The sequence below is a fragment of the Kineosporia sp. NBRC 101731 genome (assembly GCF_030269305.1).
Lineage (GTDB): Bacteria > Actinomycetota > Actinomycetes > Actinomycetales > Kineosporiaceae > Kineosporia.
Window position 1 is genome coordinate 1 of record NZ_BSTC01000007.1, and the last position, 16186, is coordinate 16186.

At 69.0% G+C, this 16186-nt stretch carries 13 protein-coding genes; 5 read left to right on the forward strand and 8 right to left on the reverse strand.

The annotated features are described in order from the left end of the window. The 4 genes from QSK05_RS20040 to QSK05_RS20055 form a co-directional block, all read left to right on the forward strand. Positions 1-1979 (forward strand): phosphopantetheine-binding protein (locus QSK05_RS20040; RefSeq protein WP_285598787.1); only part of this gene is annotated, 1979 nt, incomplete at its 5' end. Between the two features lie 55 nt (positions 1980-2034). Continuing rightward, complete coding sequence (locus QSK05_RS20045; protein ID WP_285598788.1) at positions 2035-2280, forward strand: MbtH family protein; 246 nt, start codon at positions 2035-2037, stop codon at positions 2278-2280. Between the two features lie 27 nt (positions 2281-2307). Then, entirely contained in the window at positions 2308-2715 is a 408-nt protein-coding gene (gene panD, locus QSK05_RS20050; protein ID WP_285598789.1) for an aspartate 1-decarboxylase, read from the forward strand. A gap of 5 nt (positions 2716-2720) precedes the next feature. After that, complete coding sequence (locus QSK05_RS20055) at positions 2721-4352, forward strand: (2,3-dihydroxybenzoyl)adenylate synthase (protein WP_285598790.1); 1632 nt, start codon at positions 2721-2723, stop codon at positions 4350-4352. On the opposite strand, the gene QSK05_RS20060 is transcribed toward QSK05_RS20055, so the two are convergent. From QSK05_RS20060 to QSK05_RS20090, 7 genes are all read right to left on the reverse strand, one after another. Further along, the gene (locus QSK05_RS20060; RefSeq protein WP_285598791.1) at positions 4345-6117 is read right to left on the reverse strand and encodes an ABC transporter ATP-binding protein; all 1773 of its coding nucleotides are present in this window, start codon (positions 6115-6117) and stop codon (positions 4345-4347) included. The genes QSK05_RS20055 and QSK05_RS20060 overlap by 8 nt on opposite strands. Then, positions 6110-7924: an ABC transporter transmembrane domain-containing protein gene (locus tag QSK05_RS20065; RefSeq protein WP_285598792.1), complete on the reverse strand. Its 1815-nt coding sequence runs from the start codon at positions 7922-7924 to the stop codon at positions 6110-6112. Before QSK05_RS20065 ends, QSK05_RS20060 begins: the two co-directional genes overlap by 8 nt. Positions 7925-7926: 2 nt before the next feature. After that, complete coding sequence (locus QSK05_RS20070) at positions 7927-8805, reverse strand: siderophore-interacting protein (protein WP_285598793.1); 879 nt, start codon at positions 8803-8805, stop codon at positions 7927-7929. Beyond that, complete coding sequence (locus tag QSK05_RS20075; protein ID WP_352302100.1) at positions 8802-9746, reverse strand: ABC transporter ATP-binding protein; 945 nt, start codon at positions 9744-9746, stop codon at positions 8802-8804. The genes QSK05_RS20070 and QSK05_RS20075 overlap by 4 nt, the downstream gene beginning before the upstream one ends. A 2-nt stretch (positions 9747-9748) precedes the next feature. Beyond that, the gene (locus QSK05_RS20080; RefSeq protein WP_285598795.1) at positions 9749-10834 is read right to left on the reverse strand and encodes a FecCD family ABC transporter permease; all 1086 of its coding nucleotides are present in this window, start codon (positions 10832-10834) and stop codon (positions 9749-9751) included. Then, positions 10831-11829: a FecCD family ABC transporter permease gene (locus QSK05_RS20085; protein WP_285598796.1), complete on the reverse strand. Its 999-nt coding sequence runs from the start codon at positions 11827-11829 to the stop codon at positions 10831-10833. Before QSK05_RS20085 ends, QSK05_RS20080 begins: the two co-directional genes overlap by 4 nt. A gap of 200 nt (positions 11830-12029) precedes the next feature. Further along, positions 12030-12887 (reverse strand): sugar phosphate isomerase/epimerase family protein, encoded by an 858-nt coding sequence (locus tag QSK05_RS20090; RefSeq protein WP_285598797.1) that lies wholly within the window; start codon positions 12885-12887, stop codon positions 12030-12032. A gap of 186 nt (positions 12888-13073) precedes the next feature. On the opposite strand from QSK05_RS20090, the gene QSK05_RS20095 reads away from it, so the two are divergent. After that, positions 13074-14780, forward strand: coding sequence for a flavin-containing monooxygenase (locus QSK05_RS20095; protein ID WP_285598798.1), 1707 nt, complete (start codon positions 13074-13076; stop codon positions 14778-14780). 416 nt (positions 14781-15196) lie between these two features. Here the strand turns inward: QSK05_RS20095 and QSK05_RS20100 are convergent, their stop codons facing one another. Next, complete coding sequence (locus tag QSK05_RS20100; protein WP_285598799.1) at positions 15197-16153, reverse strand: quinone oxidoreductase family protein; 957 nt, start codon at positions 16151-16153, stop codon at positions 15197-15199. Between the last annotated feature and the right edge of the window lie 33 nt (positions 16154-16186).

The following is a 16186-nucleotide window of genomic DNA, read 5'->3' on the forward strand; positions in this document are numbered from 1 at the left end:
CCGAGGCTGCGGTGGAGACGGTCGGTTTCGCTCTGAAGGATTTTGATCCGGAGGGTGAGACGGTTCCGATCGGTCGTCCGGTGTGGAACACGTCGGTGGTGGTACTGGATTCCTGGCTGCGCCCGGTCGGGCCGGGCGTGGTCGGCGAGTTGTACCTGGGCGGTGCTCAGGTCGCGGACGGGTACGTCGGTCAGCCGGGCCTGAGCGCGCAGCGGTTCGTCGCTGATCCTTACGCTGCTGATGGATCGCGGCTCTACCGGACCGGAGACCTGGTGCGCTGGAGTCAGGACGGGCAGCTGGAGTATGTCGGCCGGGCCGATGACCAGGTGAAGGTGCGGGGTTTCCGGATCGAGCTGGACGAGATCCGCAACGTGCTGGAGTCGCACCCGGAGGTGACGGCGGCGGCGGTTGTGGCGTATGACCATCCGGCCGGTGGGAAGTACCTGGCCGCCTACCTGACCGCGCGCGCTGAACTCGGTGAAGGACTGCGGGAGTTCGCGGCGGGAATGCTGCCGGAGTACATGGTGCCGACGGTGTTCACGGTTCTGGAAAGCTTCCCGGTCACGGTGAACGGCAAGCTGGACCGCCGCGCCCTGCCGGTGCCGGACCTGGCTGCTGCCAGTGGTACGGGCCGGGAACCGGTCTCGGTGGCGGAGACGGCTCTGGCCGACATCTTCACCGACGTCCTGCGGCTTCCGGCCGGCACGACCGTGTCGGTCGAGGATGACTTCTTCCGGCTCGGCGGGGACAGCATCCTGGCCGCCCGGGTGGTGGCCCAGGCCATCCGAAGGGATCTGTCGATCTCGGTGCGGAACATGTTCGAGCTGCGGACGATCGACGAACTCGCACGGGTGCACGAGCAGGCCGTGCTCGAGCAGGCGGCCGCGATCGAGCAGCCGCCGGCCGAGCCGGTGACGCTGCCGCCCTCGACGGTGCTGGAACGACTGCGTGAGTCCGGACAGGAGCCGGATGCGTGGGTCTACACGGAGAGCCTGACGATGCCGGTCGTGCCGTCGGCGCGGATCAGGTCCGCGTTCCTGGACCTGGTCGCTGCGGTGGATGCGCTGCGGCTGCGGGTGACGGTGATGAACAAGCGTCTGTGGTTGTCCGAGATCATGCCGCCCGGTTCGGCGGAATCTGCGGGGCAGTTCGTGGACGGCGCACCAGCGCTCAACGATGCCGATGTGCGTTCACTCGCGCTGAGCCACATCCGGATCACGGAAGGACTTCCGGTCGCGCTGGTTGCCGTCTCCCGCGGGGACGTCACGGTGCTGATGCTGGCCGTCCACGGGGCAGCGGCGGACCGGCTGGGAGTTCACACCTTGCTCGCCCGTCTCCGGCAGACCGTCGAGGGCGGTCGCGTGTCCTTCCCGCCGGAGGCCTCTCTGGTGGCGGCCCTTCACCAGGTCGACGTGTCCGGGGAGCAGGAGAATGCGGCAGCCACGTCGGTCTGGGCGCAGCGGCTCACGGCGGCGACGGTCGATGTTCCCGACGCCTGGGATGCCACCGGGTTCACCCAGGTCGACCTCGGGGCCGGGCTGAGCGCCGAGCGGGTTCTCGCAGGGGTGCGGGCAGCCGTGGCGGAGTTCGGTCTCAAGCATGCGCCCGATCTGGTGTTCGACGGGGAAGTGTCTCTGGGGGAACCTGTTTCGGGGGCCGTCGGGCCTTTCACCGCGACCAGTCCCGTCGTTGCCCTCGCGAAGGCCGACGATCTCGTCCCCGAGCAGTACCCCCTCCTGCGCTTCCACCACCGCTCCGGTCGGCGAGCCCTGAAGAAGGTGCCCGTCCCGGCGTTGCTGGTGACCCGCCTTCACGGCACCGGTGCCGAGCCCGGGCAGAGGGAAGGAATCGAGCACCAGTACCGCGCTGTCATCCGCTGGCGCTGCGACGTGGAGGGGGCCGTGGTGATGCTTCTGGGCTTCTCGACGGGTGCAGAGAGGTTGCTGGAAGAAGCTCTGGCCCGGGCTCTCCACACATGAGAAGTTAGGCTAACCTAAGTTCACGGATCGACCCTATGCATCACGGAGGCGCAGCATGGCCACGAATCCCTTCGATGACGACAGCGGAACTTTCTTCGCCCTGGTGAATCACGAGGAGCAGTACTCCCTCTGGCCGACCTTCCGGCCGGTGCCCGGTGGCTGGACGATCGCCTTCGGCGGCCCGGACGGGACCGGACGCCAGGAGGTCATCGACTGGATCGACAAGACCTGGAAGGACCTGCGGCCCAAGTCGCTCCGCGATTTCATCGCCGAGCACGAGAACGCCGTCGCCGGTAGCTGAAAATTCCATCGGAGAAAGAGAGCTCATATGCTGCGCACCGTCCTGGGCGGGAAGATCCACCGCGCCACCGTCACGCAGGCGGACCTGCACTACGTCGGATCGATCACGATCGACGAGGACCTGGTCCGGGCCGCGGGACTGGTCGAGGGTGAAAAGGTCCACGTGGTCGACATCACCAACGGGTCGCGGATCGAGACCTACGTGATCACCGGTGCATCCGGTTCCGGGCAGATCTGCATCAACGGCGCCGCGGCCCATCTGGTCAACCCCGAGGACCTGGTCATCATCATGTCCTACGTGCAGGTGAACGAGGCCGAGCTGATCACGCACGAGCCCCGGGTGGTCCACGTCGATGCGGGCAACCGGATCGTGGCTCTGGGAAGTGACCCGGCGCAGCCGGTTCCCGGTGCGGCCGATCAGCTCTCGTCGAGGTAGGCGCGATGAACCTGGATCCGCTGATCCTCGACGGATTCGTCCCCTACCCGGAAGACCTTGCGGCGCACTACCGGCGTGAAGGTTTCTGGATCGACCAGACGATGTCGGAGCCGCTGTTCGACTCGGCCGAGCGTCTGACCGGCAAGACGGCGATCATCGCGGGCCAGACCCGGCTCAGCTACTCCGAGCTCGTCGACCGTATCTCGCGGATCGCCTCCGGCCTGGTCGACCTGGGCGTCGGCCGCGGCGATCGCGTCGTGGTGCACCTTCCGAACATCCCCGAGTTCATCGAATTCGTCTACGCGCTCTGGGAGATCGGCGCGGTGCCGGTGTTCGCCCCGGCGGCCCACCGGCGCACCGAGATCGAGCACTTCATCAGGGTCACCCAGGCCTGCGCGTACGTCACGGTCGCCACGCACGACGGCACCGACCTGGCGGCCCTGGCCGCCGAGCTGAAGGAGGCCTGGCCTGTCCTTCGCCACACCGTCGTGCTCGACGCCGACGGTGGGGGAGCGGCTCTGGAGAAGTTGCTGGCCTTCGCGCCGCTGCCGCACGTGCGCCGGGCCGTGCCCTCGGACGTGGCCCTGTTGCAGCTGTCGGGTGGCACCACCGGCCAGCCCAAGCTGATCCCGCACACACACGAGACATACATCCACTCGGTGCGGGCGAGCATTCCGCTGTGCGGCATCAGCGAAGACTCGGTGCAGCTCATCGCGGTGCCGATCTGCCACAGCATGTCGGCCCGCTCGCCGGGGTTCCTCGGCGTCCTGACCGCCGGCGGAACCGTCGTCCTGTCTGCGAACGGCAGCCCGGACAGCGTTTTTCCGCTCATCGAGCAGCATCGCATCACCCAGTCATCGGTGGTGCCGCCGATCGTCCTGGCGTGGCTGAACTCCTCGCTGAAGGAGCGCTACGACCTCTCGAGCCTGGAGAGCCTGCACGTGGGTGGGGCCCGGCTCAGCGCGGAGGTGGCCCGCCGGGTGCGACCGGAACTGGATGTCATTCTCCAGCAGGGTTTCGGGATGGCCGAGGGCCTGGTCAACTACAACCCGCTCGACGTCGACGAACACACCAGTCTGACCTGCCAGGGCCGGCCCATCTCACCGGGCGACGAGTTGCTGGTCCTGGACGACGAGGGTCACGAGGTGCCGCGCGGAACACCCGGCCACCTGCTGACCCGCGGCCCGACGACCATCCGGGGGTACTTCCGCGCACCCGAGCAGAACGCCCGGAGCTTCACCCCCGACGGCTTTTACCGCACGGGTGACATCGTCCAGCAGGACGAGCGGGGATTCCTGACGGTGGTCGGCCGCTCGAAGGACCAGATCAACCGGGGCGGGGAGAAAATCGCCCCGGAAGAGGTGGAGAACCTCATCCTGGGGCACGACGCGGTGTACGACGCCTCAGTCGTCGGGGTCGAGGATCGCTTACTCGGCGAGCGGGTCAAGGCCTACGTGATCCTGCGGGAGGGCGCCGACCCGGTGAGCCTGGGGGCGATCCGCGGGTACCTGCGCGAACGCGGCCTGGCCTCGTACAAGCTGCCGGATGCGCTGGAGGTCGTCACCGCGTTCCCGCAGACCGCCATCGGCAAGGTGAGCAAGCGCCTCCAGCGGGCGCAGGAGTCCTCACTCAGCTAAATCTGTCCTCTGAGGGCGGTGGGGCCGAAGGCCCTGCCGCCCTTCCGTTTTCCCACGCGTTCCAGAGGCTCGCGTACCGGCCGCCGGCGGCGACCAGGTCGTCGTGGGCCCCGGACTCGACCAGCCGACCGGCCTCGAGCACGAGGATCCGGTCAGCGGAGCGGGCCTGGGAGAGGCGGTGGGCGATGACCAGTGCCGCGCGGCCGGCGATCACGGCGCTCGTGGCCCGGTCCAGGCGGTCGGCATCGGCGCTGTCGGCCTCGGCGGTGGCCTCGTCCAGGATCACCAGGGCGGGGTCGGCCAGCACGAGCCGGGCCAGAGCCAGATGCTGGGCGTGCGCGGGGGTCAGGTCGTGCCCGCCGTCGCCCACCTCGGTGTCGAGTCCGTCGGGCAGCAGGGCGATGACATGCCCGGCGCCCACCGTCTCCACCGCGGCGAGCACCTGCTCGTCGGTCGCCCCGGGAACTGCCAGCGTCAGGTTGTCGCGCACGGTGCCCGAGAAGACGTGGGTCTCCTGGGTGACGGTCACGACCTGCTCGGGTGGCAGCTGGTGGGTGATCGTCCCGGCCCCGGGGCGGTGCACCCCGCCGATCAGGGAGGCCAGGGTGGACTTGCCCGAGCCGGTCGAGCCGACCACCGCCAGGTGCGTCCCGGCGCCGATCCGGGCGCTGATCGCGGTGAGCGCGGGACGTCCGCTCCGGTAGGAGAAATGCACGTCGTCGAGGTCCACGACAGCCGCCGAGCCGGTCGTGGCAGGAGGGTTCGACGGCTCTGGCGAGCGGGTCTCGATCACCCCGACGATGCGCGCGAGGGCGGTGAGACAGGACTGGAGTTCGTCCATCACGAACAGCAGGCCCTCGATCGGGGCGGCCGCGCGCAGGAAGAGCAGGGCCGCCGAGGTGACCTGCCCGGTCGTGGTCTCACCACGCAGCGCGAGCCACACGCCGACCCCGAGCACGGCGAACAGGCCGACGGCCTCGGCCACGTTGAGCCGCCCGTAGAGCCGGTTCTGCACGATCCGGGTGCGCATCGCCCACCGCACGACCTGCCAGCTGTTGTTCTCGATCCGGGCCAGCTGCCGGCGCTGGAGCCGGTGGGCCGTGATCGTCGGCAGCTGGGTGAGGGTGCCCAGAACGTCCTGGGCGCGGGCCGACTGGGCCGTGCGCTCGGACAGGTAGACCCCGGGGGCGATCGGCAGGTACCAGCGGACCGCGAGCACGTAGAAGGGGACGGTGAGGGCGAAGGCGGCCAGGAACCAGGGGCTCAGCGTGGCGAGGGCGCCACCGGCCAGGGCCAGGGCGAAGACGGACAGGGCCACCTGGGGAACGATGTCGGGCAGGGACTCCGAGACCTGGCTGACGTCGTCGGAGGCCCGGGTGACCACGTCGCCGATGCCGGCGTCCTCGACCGTGGCCCGTGGCAGGGCCAGAGCCGCCGTCACGTACTGCTCGCGCAGGTCGGCGATGAGGGTCTCGGCCACGCGGGCGAGGGCGAACGCGGAGGCCAGGGCCAGGGCCGCGGCGGCTGCGGCGGCGGCTGCCAGCAGCGCGACCTGCCACCAGAACGAGGCCGTGACGCCGCTGCGCCCGGTGTCGCTCACGGTGTCCACCAGGTTGCCGATCACCAGGGGGAACACCAGGCCGATGGCCGCCTCGGCGATGAACAACGCCAGGATGCCCGCGGCCTGCAGACGCCGGCCCTCCAGCAGGCGCCACAGATGGGTGGCGACCACGCGGCCGGAGACGACCGGAAGGGGCTCAGACATCGAGGATCAACTCCGGCTGGTGGGTCTGGTGGGAGAGCACCCGGTCGGCCACGGCCCGGAACGCGGGGGCGGAGGTGAGGACGAGCGTGGCCCGGCCGGTGCGGTGGGCGCGCAGGGCGGCGGCGATGGACTGCTCGGTGACCGCGTCGACGGAGGAGGTGGGGTCGTCGAGGACGAGCAGGGCGGGCTCGGCGGCGATCGCCCGGGCCAGCGCGATGCGCTGGCGTTGTCCCCCGGACAGTTGCCGGCCTCCGTAGTCGGCGGTGGTCCGGTACCCCTCGGGCAGTTCCGCGTCGTTGAGGGCGGCGACCTGCAGGGCAGTCAGCGCCGCCTCGAGGGTGAGGGGTTCGTCGCCGGTGGCGCGCACGTTGTCCAGCACGGTGCCCGGCAGCAGCGCCGGCGCGTGCGGGGGCACGAGGATCGCCGCCCGCTGCTGCGGGCTGAGCTGGGCCAGAGGCAGGCCGGCCAGGGTGACCCGGCCCGATGCGGGGACCGAGCGCAGGGTGAGGATGTCGCCCAGTGCGGCTCGTGCGGTCGGGGGAAGATCGAGGACGACGAACTCGCCCGGTCCCACCCGGCCGGACAGCGTCACGGACTCGGTCAGGCTAACCTGGTCGAAAACCATTGTCACGTAGGAATTCACCGGATCAATCCGATCCACCGGGCCGACCGCATCAACGGGACCGACCGCGTCCACCGGCACCTCGGCGTCCACCGGCTCCTCGGCCGAGGGCGGCAGCGAGGTCGACAGGAGCGCCAGCAGCCGCTTGGCGGAGGCGTGGGACATCGCCAGGAGCTCGCCCAGCGTCCCGATCAGCGAGTGGAGGGGATCGATCAGGGTCAGGGCGATGGAGGAGACGGTGACGAACTCCCCGACGGAGATACGCCCGTCGAATGCGAGCAGTGCGGCGGCGGTGGTCACGGCCGCGGCGAACAGGTAGCCGACGACGATGGCGGCACTGCGGAATCCCGCTTCCGCCTCACGGGCGGCGATCGCCGACCGCAGCGCCCCCTGACTGACCGTCCGGTACCGGGTGCCGGCCGTCCCCTGGGCGTGCAGACCCCGGATGACGCGATATCCCGAGACCAGGTCGGCGGCCGCGGCGGCGGCGTCGGCCACGCCTTCCTGTTCGGCCTCGCTGCGCCGACGCATCGGTGCGGCCAGGAAGTGCATGGCGACCAGGGATACCGGCAGGGCGAGCAGGACCCCGATGCCGAGGGCCGGATGCACCGTGATCAGGACGCCGGCGGCGACCACGAGCCCGACCACCTCGGCGGGTGGATAGACCACGACGTACACCGACTGGCACGCCTTGCGGGCGTCCGAGGTGGCCAGGGACAGAAGACGTCCCGGCGGCTGGGACGAGGCACCCAGGTCCCGCTCGTCGAGCAGGCGGGCCAGGGTCAGCTGGGACAGCTCGTACTGGGCGCGCTGAACCCCGTACCACCCGGCCCGTCCGCCGAGCCGGTAGCCGACGTTGATCAGGATGTACACCCCGGCGATCGCCGCCGACCAGGTGATCGCCGGGCCGGTGATCCGGTCGGCGTCCATCCCGGCCACGGCCGGGGCGACGACGTGGTCGATCAGCTTGCCCACGGCGACCGGCAGCAGCACGTTCGCCACGTTGTACACCATCAGCAGCGAGAAACCGCTCAGGGCGTAGGGCCACACCGAGGCGATGATCGCCATGGAGAGCCGGGTCGGCGACCAGGCCGGGTCCACCCGCAGGTGCAGCCGGGAGCTGGGTCGGTCCGGGGCCTCGAACAGGCCCCAGCGGCGCGGTGTCTCCTGCACCTGCGGCGACACGCTCAGTCTTCGTCGAGCTCGTTGTCGTGGTGGTCGAAGTTGACCACGCCCCGCTTCCAGTACCCGTCCACGATCAGCTGCTCCTTGGGCAGACCGGCCTCGCGTCGCAGGTACCGGCGGATCGGCTTGATGTTGTTGGTCTCTCCGGCCGCGAACACGAACAGGGTGCTCTTGTCGGCGGGTAGTTCCAGGGCGCGCAGGGCCGTCTCCAGCGGGCTGAGGTCCCCCTCGCCCACGGGGGCGGTGCTGCGGTGGATCCACCGCACGTCCACGTCGGCCTTGCCGGTCAGCTCCTGCTCGTCCTGGGCGTCCTCCACCTCGATCAGGGCGGTGACGCGGGAACCGGCCGGAGCCTCCTCGATGATCCGGGCGACCGCGGGCAGGGCGGGCTCGTCGCCCAGAGCCAGGTAGTGCGAGAAGTTCTCCGGCAGTAGCCAGTTCGCGCTGGGGCCGTTGAGCACGAGGGGGTCGCCCACCTGGACGTTGCGCACCCACCGTCCGGCGATGCCGTGATCGTGGACGACGAAGTCGAGCGTCAGTTCGTGACGGTCGGGGTCGAAGGCGCGCACGGTGTAGTCGCGGTGGATCGGGTCGGTGCTGCCACCGAGGACGACCCAGCCGTCCTCGGTCTCCCGGGAGGACACCAGCTCGCCCGACTCGGGGTGCGGGAAGAACACTTTGACGTGGTCGGGCGCGGAGAAGTCGGCCCAGGGGAAGTCGGCGAGGGATTCGCCGCCCAGCACGACGCGGCGGTAGCGGGGCGTGAGGTCTTCGAACCGGACCACGGTCACGTCCCGGCTGTCGATCTTGGCCATCCAGCTGAACTGCAGTTTTCCGGTCAGGTTACGGCCGGTGAAGGCTCCGAACTCGCGGGCGGTCATCGCACGTCCTTCTGCTGTGGGGCGGTCAGTTGGTCGTTCTGGTCGGGGTTCTCGCCGGGGGTGAGTGGTGCTGGTTCCACCGGGCGGACGGCTGTCCGGCGGGGGTCGAGGGGGATCACCGACGGTGTCCCGGTGACCGGGTCGGGCACGACCAGGGCGCGCAGGCCGAAGACCTGCTCGACCAGGTCGGGGGTGATGACCTCGTCCGGTGTCCCGGAGGTGACGATCTGCCCGTCGCGCATCACGATCAGGTGGTCGGCGTAGCGAGCGGCCTGGTTCAGGTCGTGCAGCACGGTGACGACGGTCTTGCCCTCGTCGTGCAGGGTGCGGAACAACTCCATCAGCTCGTACTGGTGGGCGATGTCGAGGAAGGTGGTCGGCTCGTCCAGCAGCATGATCGGGGTGTCCTGGGCCAGGAGCATCGCCACCCAGACCCGCTGACGCTGGCCTCCGGACAGTTCGTCCACCAGCCGGCCGGACAGGTCGCTCAGGTGCGTGGCCGACAGCGCCTGGGCGACAGCGCTCTCGTCCTCGGTACGCCACTGCTGGATCAGGCTCTGATAGGGGGCCCGGCCGCGGGCGACCAGGTCGGCGACCCGGATGCCGTCCGGGGCCAGCGAGGTCTGCGGCAGCAGGCCCAGGCGGCGCGCGACCTCTTTGGACTTGTAGCTGCTGATGGCCTTGCCGTCCAGCAGTACCGTTCCCTGGCTGGGGCGCAGGACCCGGGCCAGGGTCCGCAGCAGTGTGGACTTCCCGCAGCCGTTGGGGCCGATGATCGCGGTGAACGACTCGTCGGGCACGGCGACCGACAGGTGCTGCGAGATGATGCGCCGGTCGTAGCCGATCGTCGCGTCCTGCACGAGGAGGCGATGACCGGCCGGGTCTTGCGTGGCCGCCGGTTCGTGCACGCCGCGGGCATCGTGTTCGGGGGTGTTGGTCATGGTCATCGCACGGTTCCGTACTGTCGGCGGGTCTCTCGGATCAGCAGCCAGATCAGGTACAGCCCGCCGAGGCAGACCGTGATCAACCCCACGGGGATCGGCCGGTACGCCTGCGCGATGAGCAGGGAGGCCACGTGCGCGCAGACCAGCAGGGCGGCGCCCATCCCGGCCGCGGCCAGGAGGCTGACCCCGGCCGATCGCGTCAGACGGCGGGCCAGTTGCGGTGCGGTGAGGGCGATGAAGCCGATCGGCCCGGCGGCCGCGGTGACCACTGCGACGGCCGTCACCGCGGTGACCATCAGGCCCAGGCGGGCCGGGGTCGGGCGGGTGCCGAGCGTGACGGCGGCGTCGTCCCCCAGTTCCAGGCGCTGCAGTGCCGGGGACAGCAGGGCCGTGGCGCCGACGATCAGCACGGTCAGGATCAGCGAGGGAGCCAGACTGGACCAGGTGACCCGGGAGATGGACCCGGCGCTCCAGAACCCGACCGCCATCGCGTCGTCGAGGCTGGCCCGTGAGATCAGGTACGCGTTGACCGACCCGAGCATGGCCGAGACCCCGATGCCGACAATGATCAGCCGGAATCCCTGGATGCCCTGGCGGTAGGCCAGGAGGTACACCACCGAGGCGGTGGCCAGGCCCCCGGCGGTCGAGGCGGCCGCGATGGACCAGTAGCTGCCCGAGCCGATGAGAAGCATGGTGATGACCACGGCGGTGTAGGCACCGGAGTCGAAGCCGATCACGTCCGGGGAGCCCAGCGGATTACGGGTCAGGGACTGGAAGACCGCGCCGCTCAGGCCCAGCAGGGCTCCGAACAGGACGGCGGAGACCGCGATGGGCAATCGCCATTCCAGCACGATCGTGCGGGGGAAGGACTCGCCCCCGCCGGTGAGCGCTGCGACGACTTCTCCTATGGTGAGGGGGAAGTCGCCGATGGTGAGGGCCAGGATCGCGCCCAGGAAAGCCGCCGCGAAGAGGGCCGACGACACCATCACGAGCCGCAGCCCGGCGCGCCGGGAGAACCACGGCAGGCGCACGGTGAGGGTTCGGTAGCCAAAGTCCAGGCCTGGCGCCGTTCGGGTCGTCGTCACAGCCCGCTCGCCTTCCGGCGCCGTACCAGGGCGATCAGGACCGGGGCCCCGACGACGGCGGTGACGATGCCCACCGGTACTTCTTCCGGGCGGGCCACCACTCGTCCGATCACGTCGGCGGCCAGGACCAGCACGGGCGCGGCCAGGGCCGAGTACAGGATGATCCATCGCTGGTCAGGTCCGGTGAACCAGCGCACCACGTGCGGCACCATCAGCCCGACGAAGCCGATGCCGCCGGTCAGGGCCGTCGCGGCGCCGGCCACCAGGGTGACGGCGATCAGTCCCAGCACGCGGGTGCGCTGGACCCGGGTTCCCAGGGACGCGGCCAGGTCGTCGCCCAGGGCGATCGAGTTCAGCGAGCCGGACAGGCCGATCGCGATCAGCAGGCCCACGACGATGAAAGGCATGACGTGGAGGGTGTCCTCGCTGTTGGTGCCGGCGATCGACCCCAGGTTCCAGTTCCGCATGGCTTCGAAGGTCTGCTCGTCGATCAGCGTGAGAAAGGTGGCGAAGCCCCCCAGGACCGCTCCCAGCGCCACACCGGCCAGCACCAGGGTCTCCGGGGCGACCGTTCCGCGCCCGGCCGAGCCGATCAGGTACACCAGAACCGTGGCCAGGGCGGCGCCGGCGAAGGCGAACCATACGTACCCGGAGATGTCGGTGATGCCGAAGATACCGACGCCCAGGGTCACCGCCAGGCCCGCGCCGGCGTTGACCCCGAGGATCCCGGGGTCGGCCAGCGGGTTGCGGGTCAGGGCCTGGATCAGGGCGCCGGCCACGCCGAAGGCAGCGCCGGTCAGGATGCCCAGCAGCGTGCGCGGCACCCGCAGGGTCCACACGATGAGCGAGGGCTCCGTGGAGTCGTGGGCCTTCAGGCCGGTCCAGACCTGCTGGAACGAGAGGGGATTGGAGCCCAGGGCCAGGCTGAGGAAGCAGATGGCGACCAGGGCGGCGGCGATCAGGGCAAGCCCAAGCGCCCGCCGTCGCTGAAGCACGGAACGGGGGATGGCGTCATCGGCTCCCGGCGGGGCCGGGGAGAGGACTGCACGCGACGACGAACGACGCGTCACGGAAGCAGGCACGGCTCTCCTTCTCCGGGGATGACGGAACGGTAAACCACGCCAGGTTAGGGCAGCCTCAGCTGACCTGGGTAGGTCTGGTGGTGGGGGCTCTACTGCGGTGGTCGGCCGGCGCCTCAGAGCCGGGTGGTCGCGTTGGCTCCCGTGCGTTCGCTCAGTTCGGCGATGAACTGCCGGAGGGAGTGGGCGCCTTCGCGGGCCACCACCGACGCAGGACGCGTGCGGTAGCCGGGGTTGAAGATCTCCAGCGACAGAGGGCCGGCATATCCGCCGCAGATCAGTGCGGCGACCGGGGGCAGAAGGTCGAGGTCACCCTGCCCCGGGAAGCAACGGTGGCCCCGGCTCCAGCTCTTCAGATCCAGGTCCAGCCAGGGGGCGTCGGCCAGCTGGACCAGGCCGACGGATTCACCCGGCAGGTCGCTCAGGGCCTGTGCGCCCTCGCCCCCGGCAAGCAGGTGAAAGGTGTCCACCACCAGATGAAGATGGGGGAGGCCAACCTGGCGCACCGTGTCCCGGGCATCGGTGAGACTGCGGATGTGGGTACCCCAGGCCAGCGCCTCGAACATCACCGTCACGCCCTGCTCGGCGGCGGTGTCGGCGAGTGCGGCCAGCTGGGTCACCGACTGGTCGCGGCTGGCGATGGCGTCGGCGTCGGTGTTGGAGACCACGAGGATCGAGGTGACCCCGAGCGCGCTCATTACCTCGAGTTCGCTGCGGAACCGGGCCAGTACGTCGATGAACTCCTCGGCCGGTACTCCTTCGGCCCGTCGGAAGGGCTGGTAGGCGTCGATGGTGAGGCCGTGGTCGGCGCACCGGGCCGCACATTCGGCGGGGGACATCCGGGAGCGGCGCAGATCGTCGTCCAGTAGTTCCAGGCCGTCGAACCCGGCGCCGGCGATCGCTTCGATCTTTTCTTCCAGGGAACCCCCGATCGAGAGCGTCGCCATGCTGGTCTTCACGGTTTCCCCTGTCATCGAAGCTCTTTCAAAAGTTAGGTTAGCCTACCCTAGCTCGATCGCGGGATCGTGCCAAGTGGATGTCGCGCCGGCGCCGGTCTGGAGTGCGCCTCTTGTCAGCCTTCGCGCAAATAAGGTAAGCCTAAGCTAAATTCTCGGGTCGTGGGTGTGGTGCCCACCCCGGACCACAGCTAAGGGGTTGCCATGCGGGTGTGCGTTGTGGGGGCGGGTCCCTGCGGCCTGACCACGGTCAAGCAGTTGCTCGACGAGGGCCACGAGGTCGTCTGCCACGATCGGAACGCCGACCTGGGCGGTATCTGGCTGCGCGAGGGCGACGACGGCGTCAAGACCAAGGCCTTCGACAACCTCCTGCTGACCATCTCCATGAGGCTCATGGCCTACTCGGACTTCCCGTTCAAGGGCGGCCGGAAGTTCTACACGCGGCAGCAGTACTTCGACTATCTGACCGACTACGCCAACTACTTCGGACTGCACCAGGCCATCCGCTTCGGGTCCGAGGTCACCGATATCCAGCAGGTGCCGGAAGGATATGCGGTCACGGCCCTGCGGGAGGGGGTGACATCCACCGAGACGTTCGACGCAGTGGCGATCAGCTCGGGCCCGTTCAAGACCCCGAACCGGGACATCCCGGCGCTGGCCGGCTTCACCGGAGAGATCGTCCACTCCGCGGAATACCGCAATGCCGAACGGTTTCGTGGCCAGCGCGTCCTGGTCGTCGGTCTGGCCGAGTCCGGAGCCGACATCGTCCGAGAGGTCGGCGACGTCGCCGCGCAGACCACTTTGGCCATCCGCTCATACAGCTACCTTCTGCCCCGAGTCGTGGACGACCACCGCACCACCGACAGTCTCACGGTGCGCTCGCACCATTTCGAAATGTACGACCGTGCCACCCGGCGACCGGTGCCCTACCAGACCTTCTGGGGCAGGAGCAGGCCGGCCAAGGCTTTGTTCGGGGTCGTGTCGGTGGCGCTGGGGATCCCCTCAGCCGTGGCCGAGGACGTGCGGAACCTGCGTGAGCGGATCCAGCCCGGACGACGCCGGATTCAGCCGCTGAACCCGCTCGGCGAGTCGATCGAACCCAACAAGATGGACCTGGGAACGCTCGAGAACGAGGAGAACTGGGAACTTCTCGATGAGTGGAACCGGAAGTCGCATCCGGAGGGTAGCTGGAGCCCGCGCCGCATCTTCTGCAAGAACGTCAGCTTCCTGCCCAGCATCGTCAGCGGGAAGGTGGTGGTGAACGATGCTGGTCTGGACCGCGCCGACGGATCGACCGTTCACTTCCAGGACGGCACCCAGGCCGAATTCGACGCAGTGGTGCTGTGTACCGGCTATCACCGGGACCTGAGGCTGGGTGACATCGACGTCGAGGACGGGAACGTGCGCAATCTCTACCGGCACTTCCTGCACCCGGGGCACGACGGCAAGGTTGCCTATATCGGCTTCGTGCGTCCCTTCTCGGGCGGTATCCCGATCTGTGCCGAGATGCAGGCCCGCTACTTCGCGCGGGTGCTCAGCGGTGAGCTGCACCCACCGCAGAACCTGGACGAAGTGATCGCGCAGGAGAAAGAGTGGGAGGAGTACTGGACTGCTCTGAGCCCACGGCACACGGAGTCTCATCCTTCGCAGGTTCTTTATCTCGATGCGCTGGCGCAGGAGGTCGGTTGCCTGCCGTCGATGCGCTCAATGATCTCCAGTCCCAAGTTCTTCAAGCAGATCTGGTTCGGGGCTTTCAACCCCTCGGCCTATCGGATCGTGGGGCCGCACAGTCTGGGCGAGGCTGCCCTTGCGGATCTGTACTCCGAGCCCGTGGAGCACCGTTGGTTCATGTGCCGCAAGATGTCGCTGCTGCGCTTCCTGCCGTCTTCGGTGCACCCCAAGAACGAATAGGGTTCTGCATGAAGTGATGTCATGGCCGATCGGTCGACGTTTCCGACGAGCGGGCCGGTTCTGCCGGGCCCGCCTCGTCCCTGCGCTCGACCCGGCGAAGGTGCCCACCGTTGTGGAGTTCCCGGCCCTGCCGCGACGCCAGCAGGGCCGGCAACAGGCGCTGCTGGCGTCGCCCCAGGGCCATCGCCTCACCGTCGGCCGGTCGCGCCGGACCTTCGCCGCTTCGTACGTCAAATCCTCGTGCCGCCAGAATTATTCGCGAACACTACGAGCTGCCGCGAGAACTTCACTCTCAATTGCTGTCGTCGGTAACAACGGCCACTCATGGTTGGGTATCCATGAACTCTCCTCGGCCGATCCGCGTCATGACCTGCCCAGCCCGGAAGGTCATGACGCGGAACTTTGGCGCGCCGTTGTCAGGGGATCAGGAGCAGTTTCCCGGTGGTAGCGCGCGACTCGATGTCGCGGTGGGCTTGCGCTGCGTCCTCGAGGGCGTAGCGGTGACCGATGCGGACCTTCAGCTCGCCCTGCTCGACGAGCGCGAACAGCTCAGCGCATCGGGCCCTCAGCTCCTCGGGAGTGCGGACGTGATCGTTGGTCGCACCGTAGGTGAGTCGCGTGCTGCGGGGGATCTCGTTCATGGCGATCGTCGGCACGGTATCGATGACCGGGCCGTAGAAGACCAGCGTCCCGTGCGTGCGCAGCACATCCAGCGATCCGGCGAAGGTGGTTGATCCCGCGCCGTCGAACACTGCGTGTACCCCCTCTCCGCCGGTCAGTTCCATCACCGGCTCGACGAATGCGCCACCCATGGAGACCAGGACATGATCGGCGCCGGCGCTGGTGGCCAGGTCGACCTTCTCCGGTCGTGAGACCAGCCCGATGACGGTGCCGCGCTGCGCCTTGACGAACTGTGTGACCAGCATGCCGACGCCACCGGCGGCGGCATGCACCACCGTGATGTCTCCCGGCTGCACCGGGTGCGACACCGTGGTGAAGTGCTGGGCGGTCAGGCCCTGCAGGATGACGGCCGCAGCCGTCTCGTCGTCGATGGCGTCGGGCAGCGCAACCACATGGCCGACGGGCAGCACCATCTGCTCGGCGTAACTGCTGTGCGTCTCGATCGTCAGCCAGCCGACCCGGTCGCCGAGCGCGAACTCCGTCACGCCCTCGCCGGTCTCCCTCACGATGCCGACGCCTTCCATGCCGGGAATGTCGGTGAGAGCTCCCTTGCGGATGGCTGTGTCGAAATAATTCACCCCCGCCGCGCGGACGTCCACCAGAATCTCGCCTGGACCCGGCCGGGGTGCCGGCCGGTCCTGCAGCTGCAGAACGTCGGGTCCGCCCGATTTCGTGATCACGATTGCTCTCATGCGGAGGACGCTAGATACGAAAAAATGGACCAG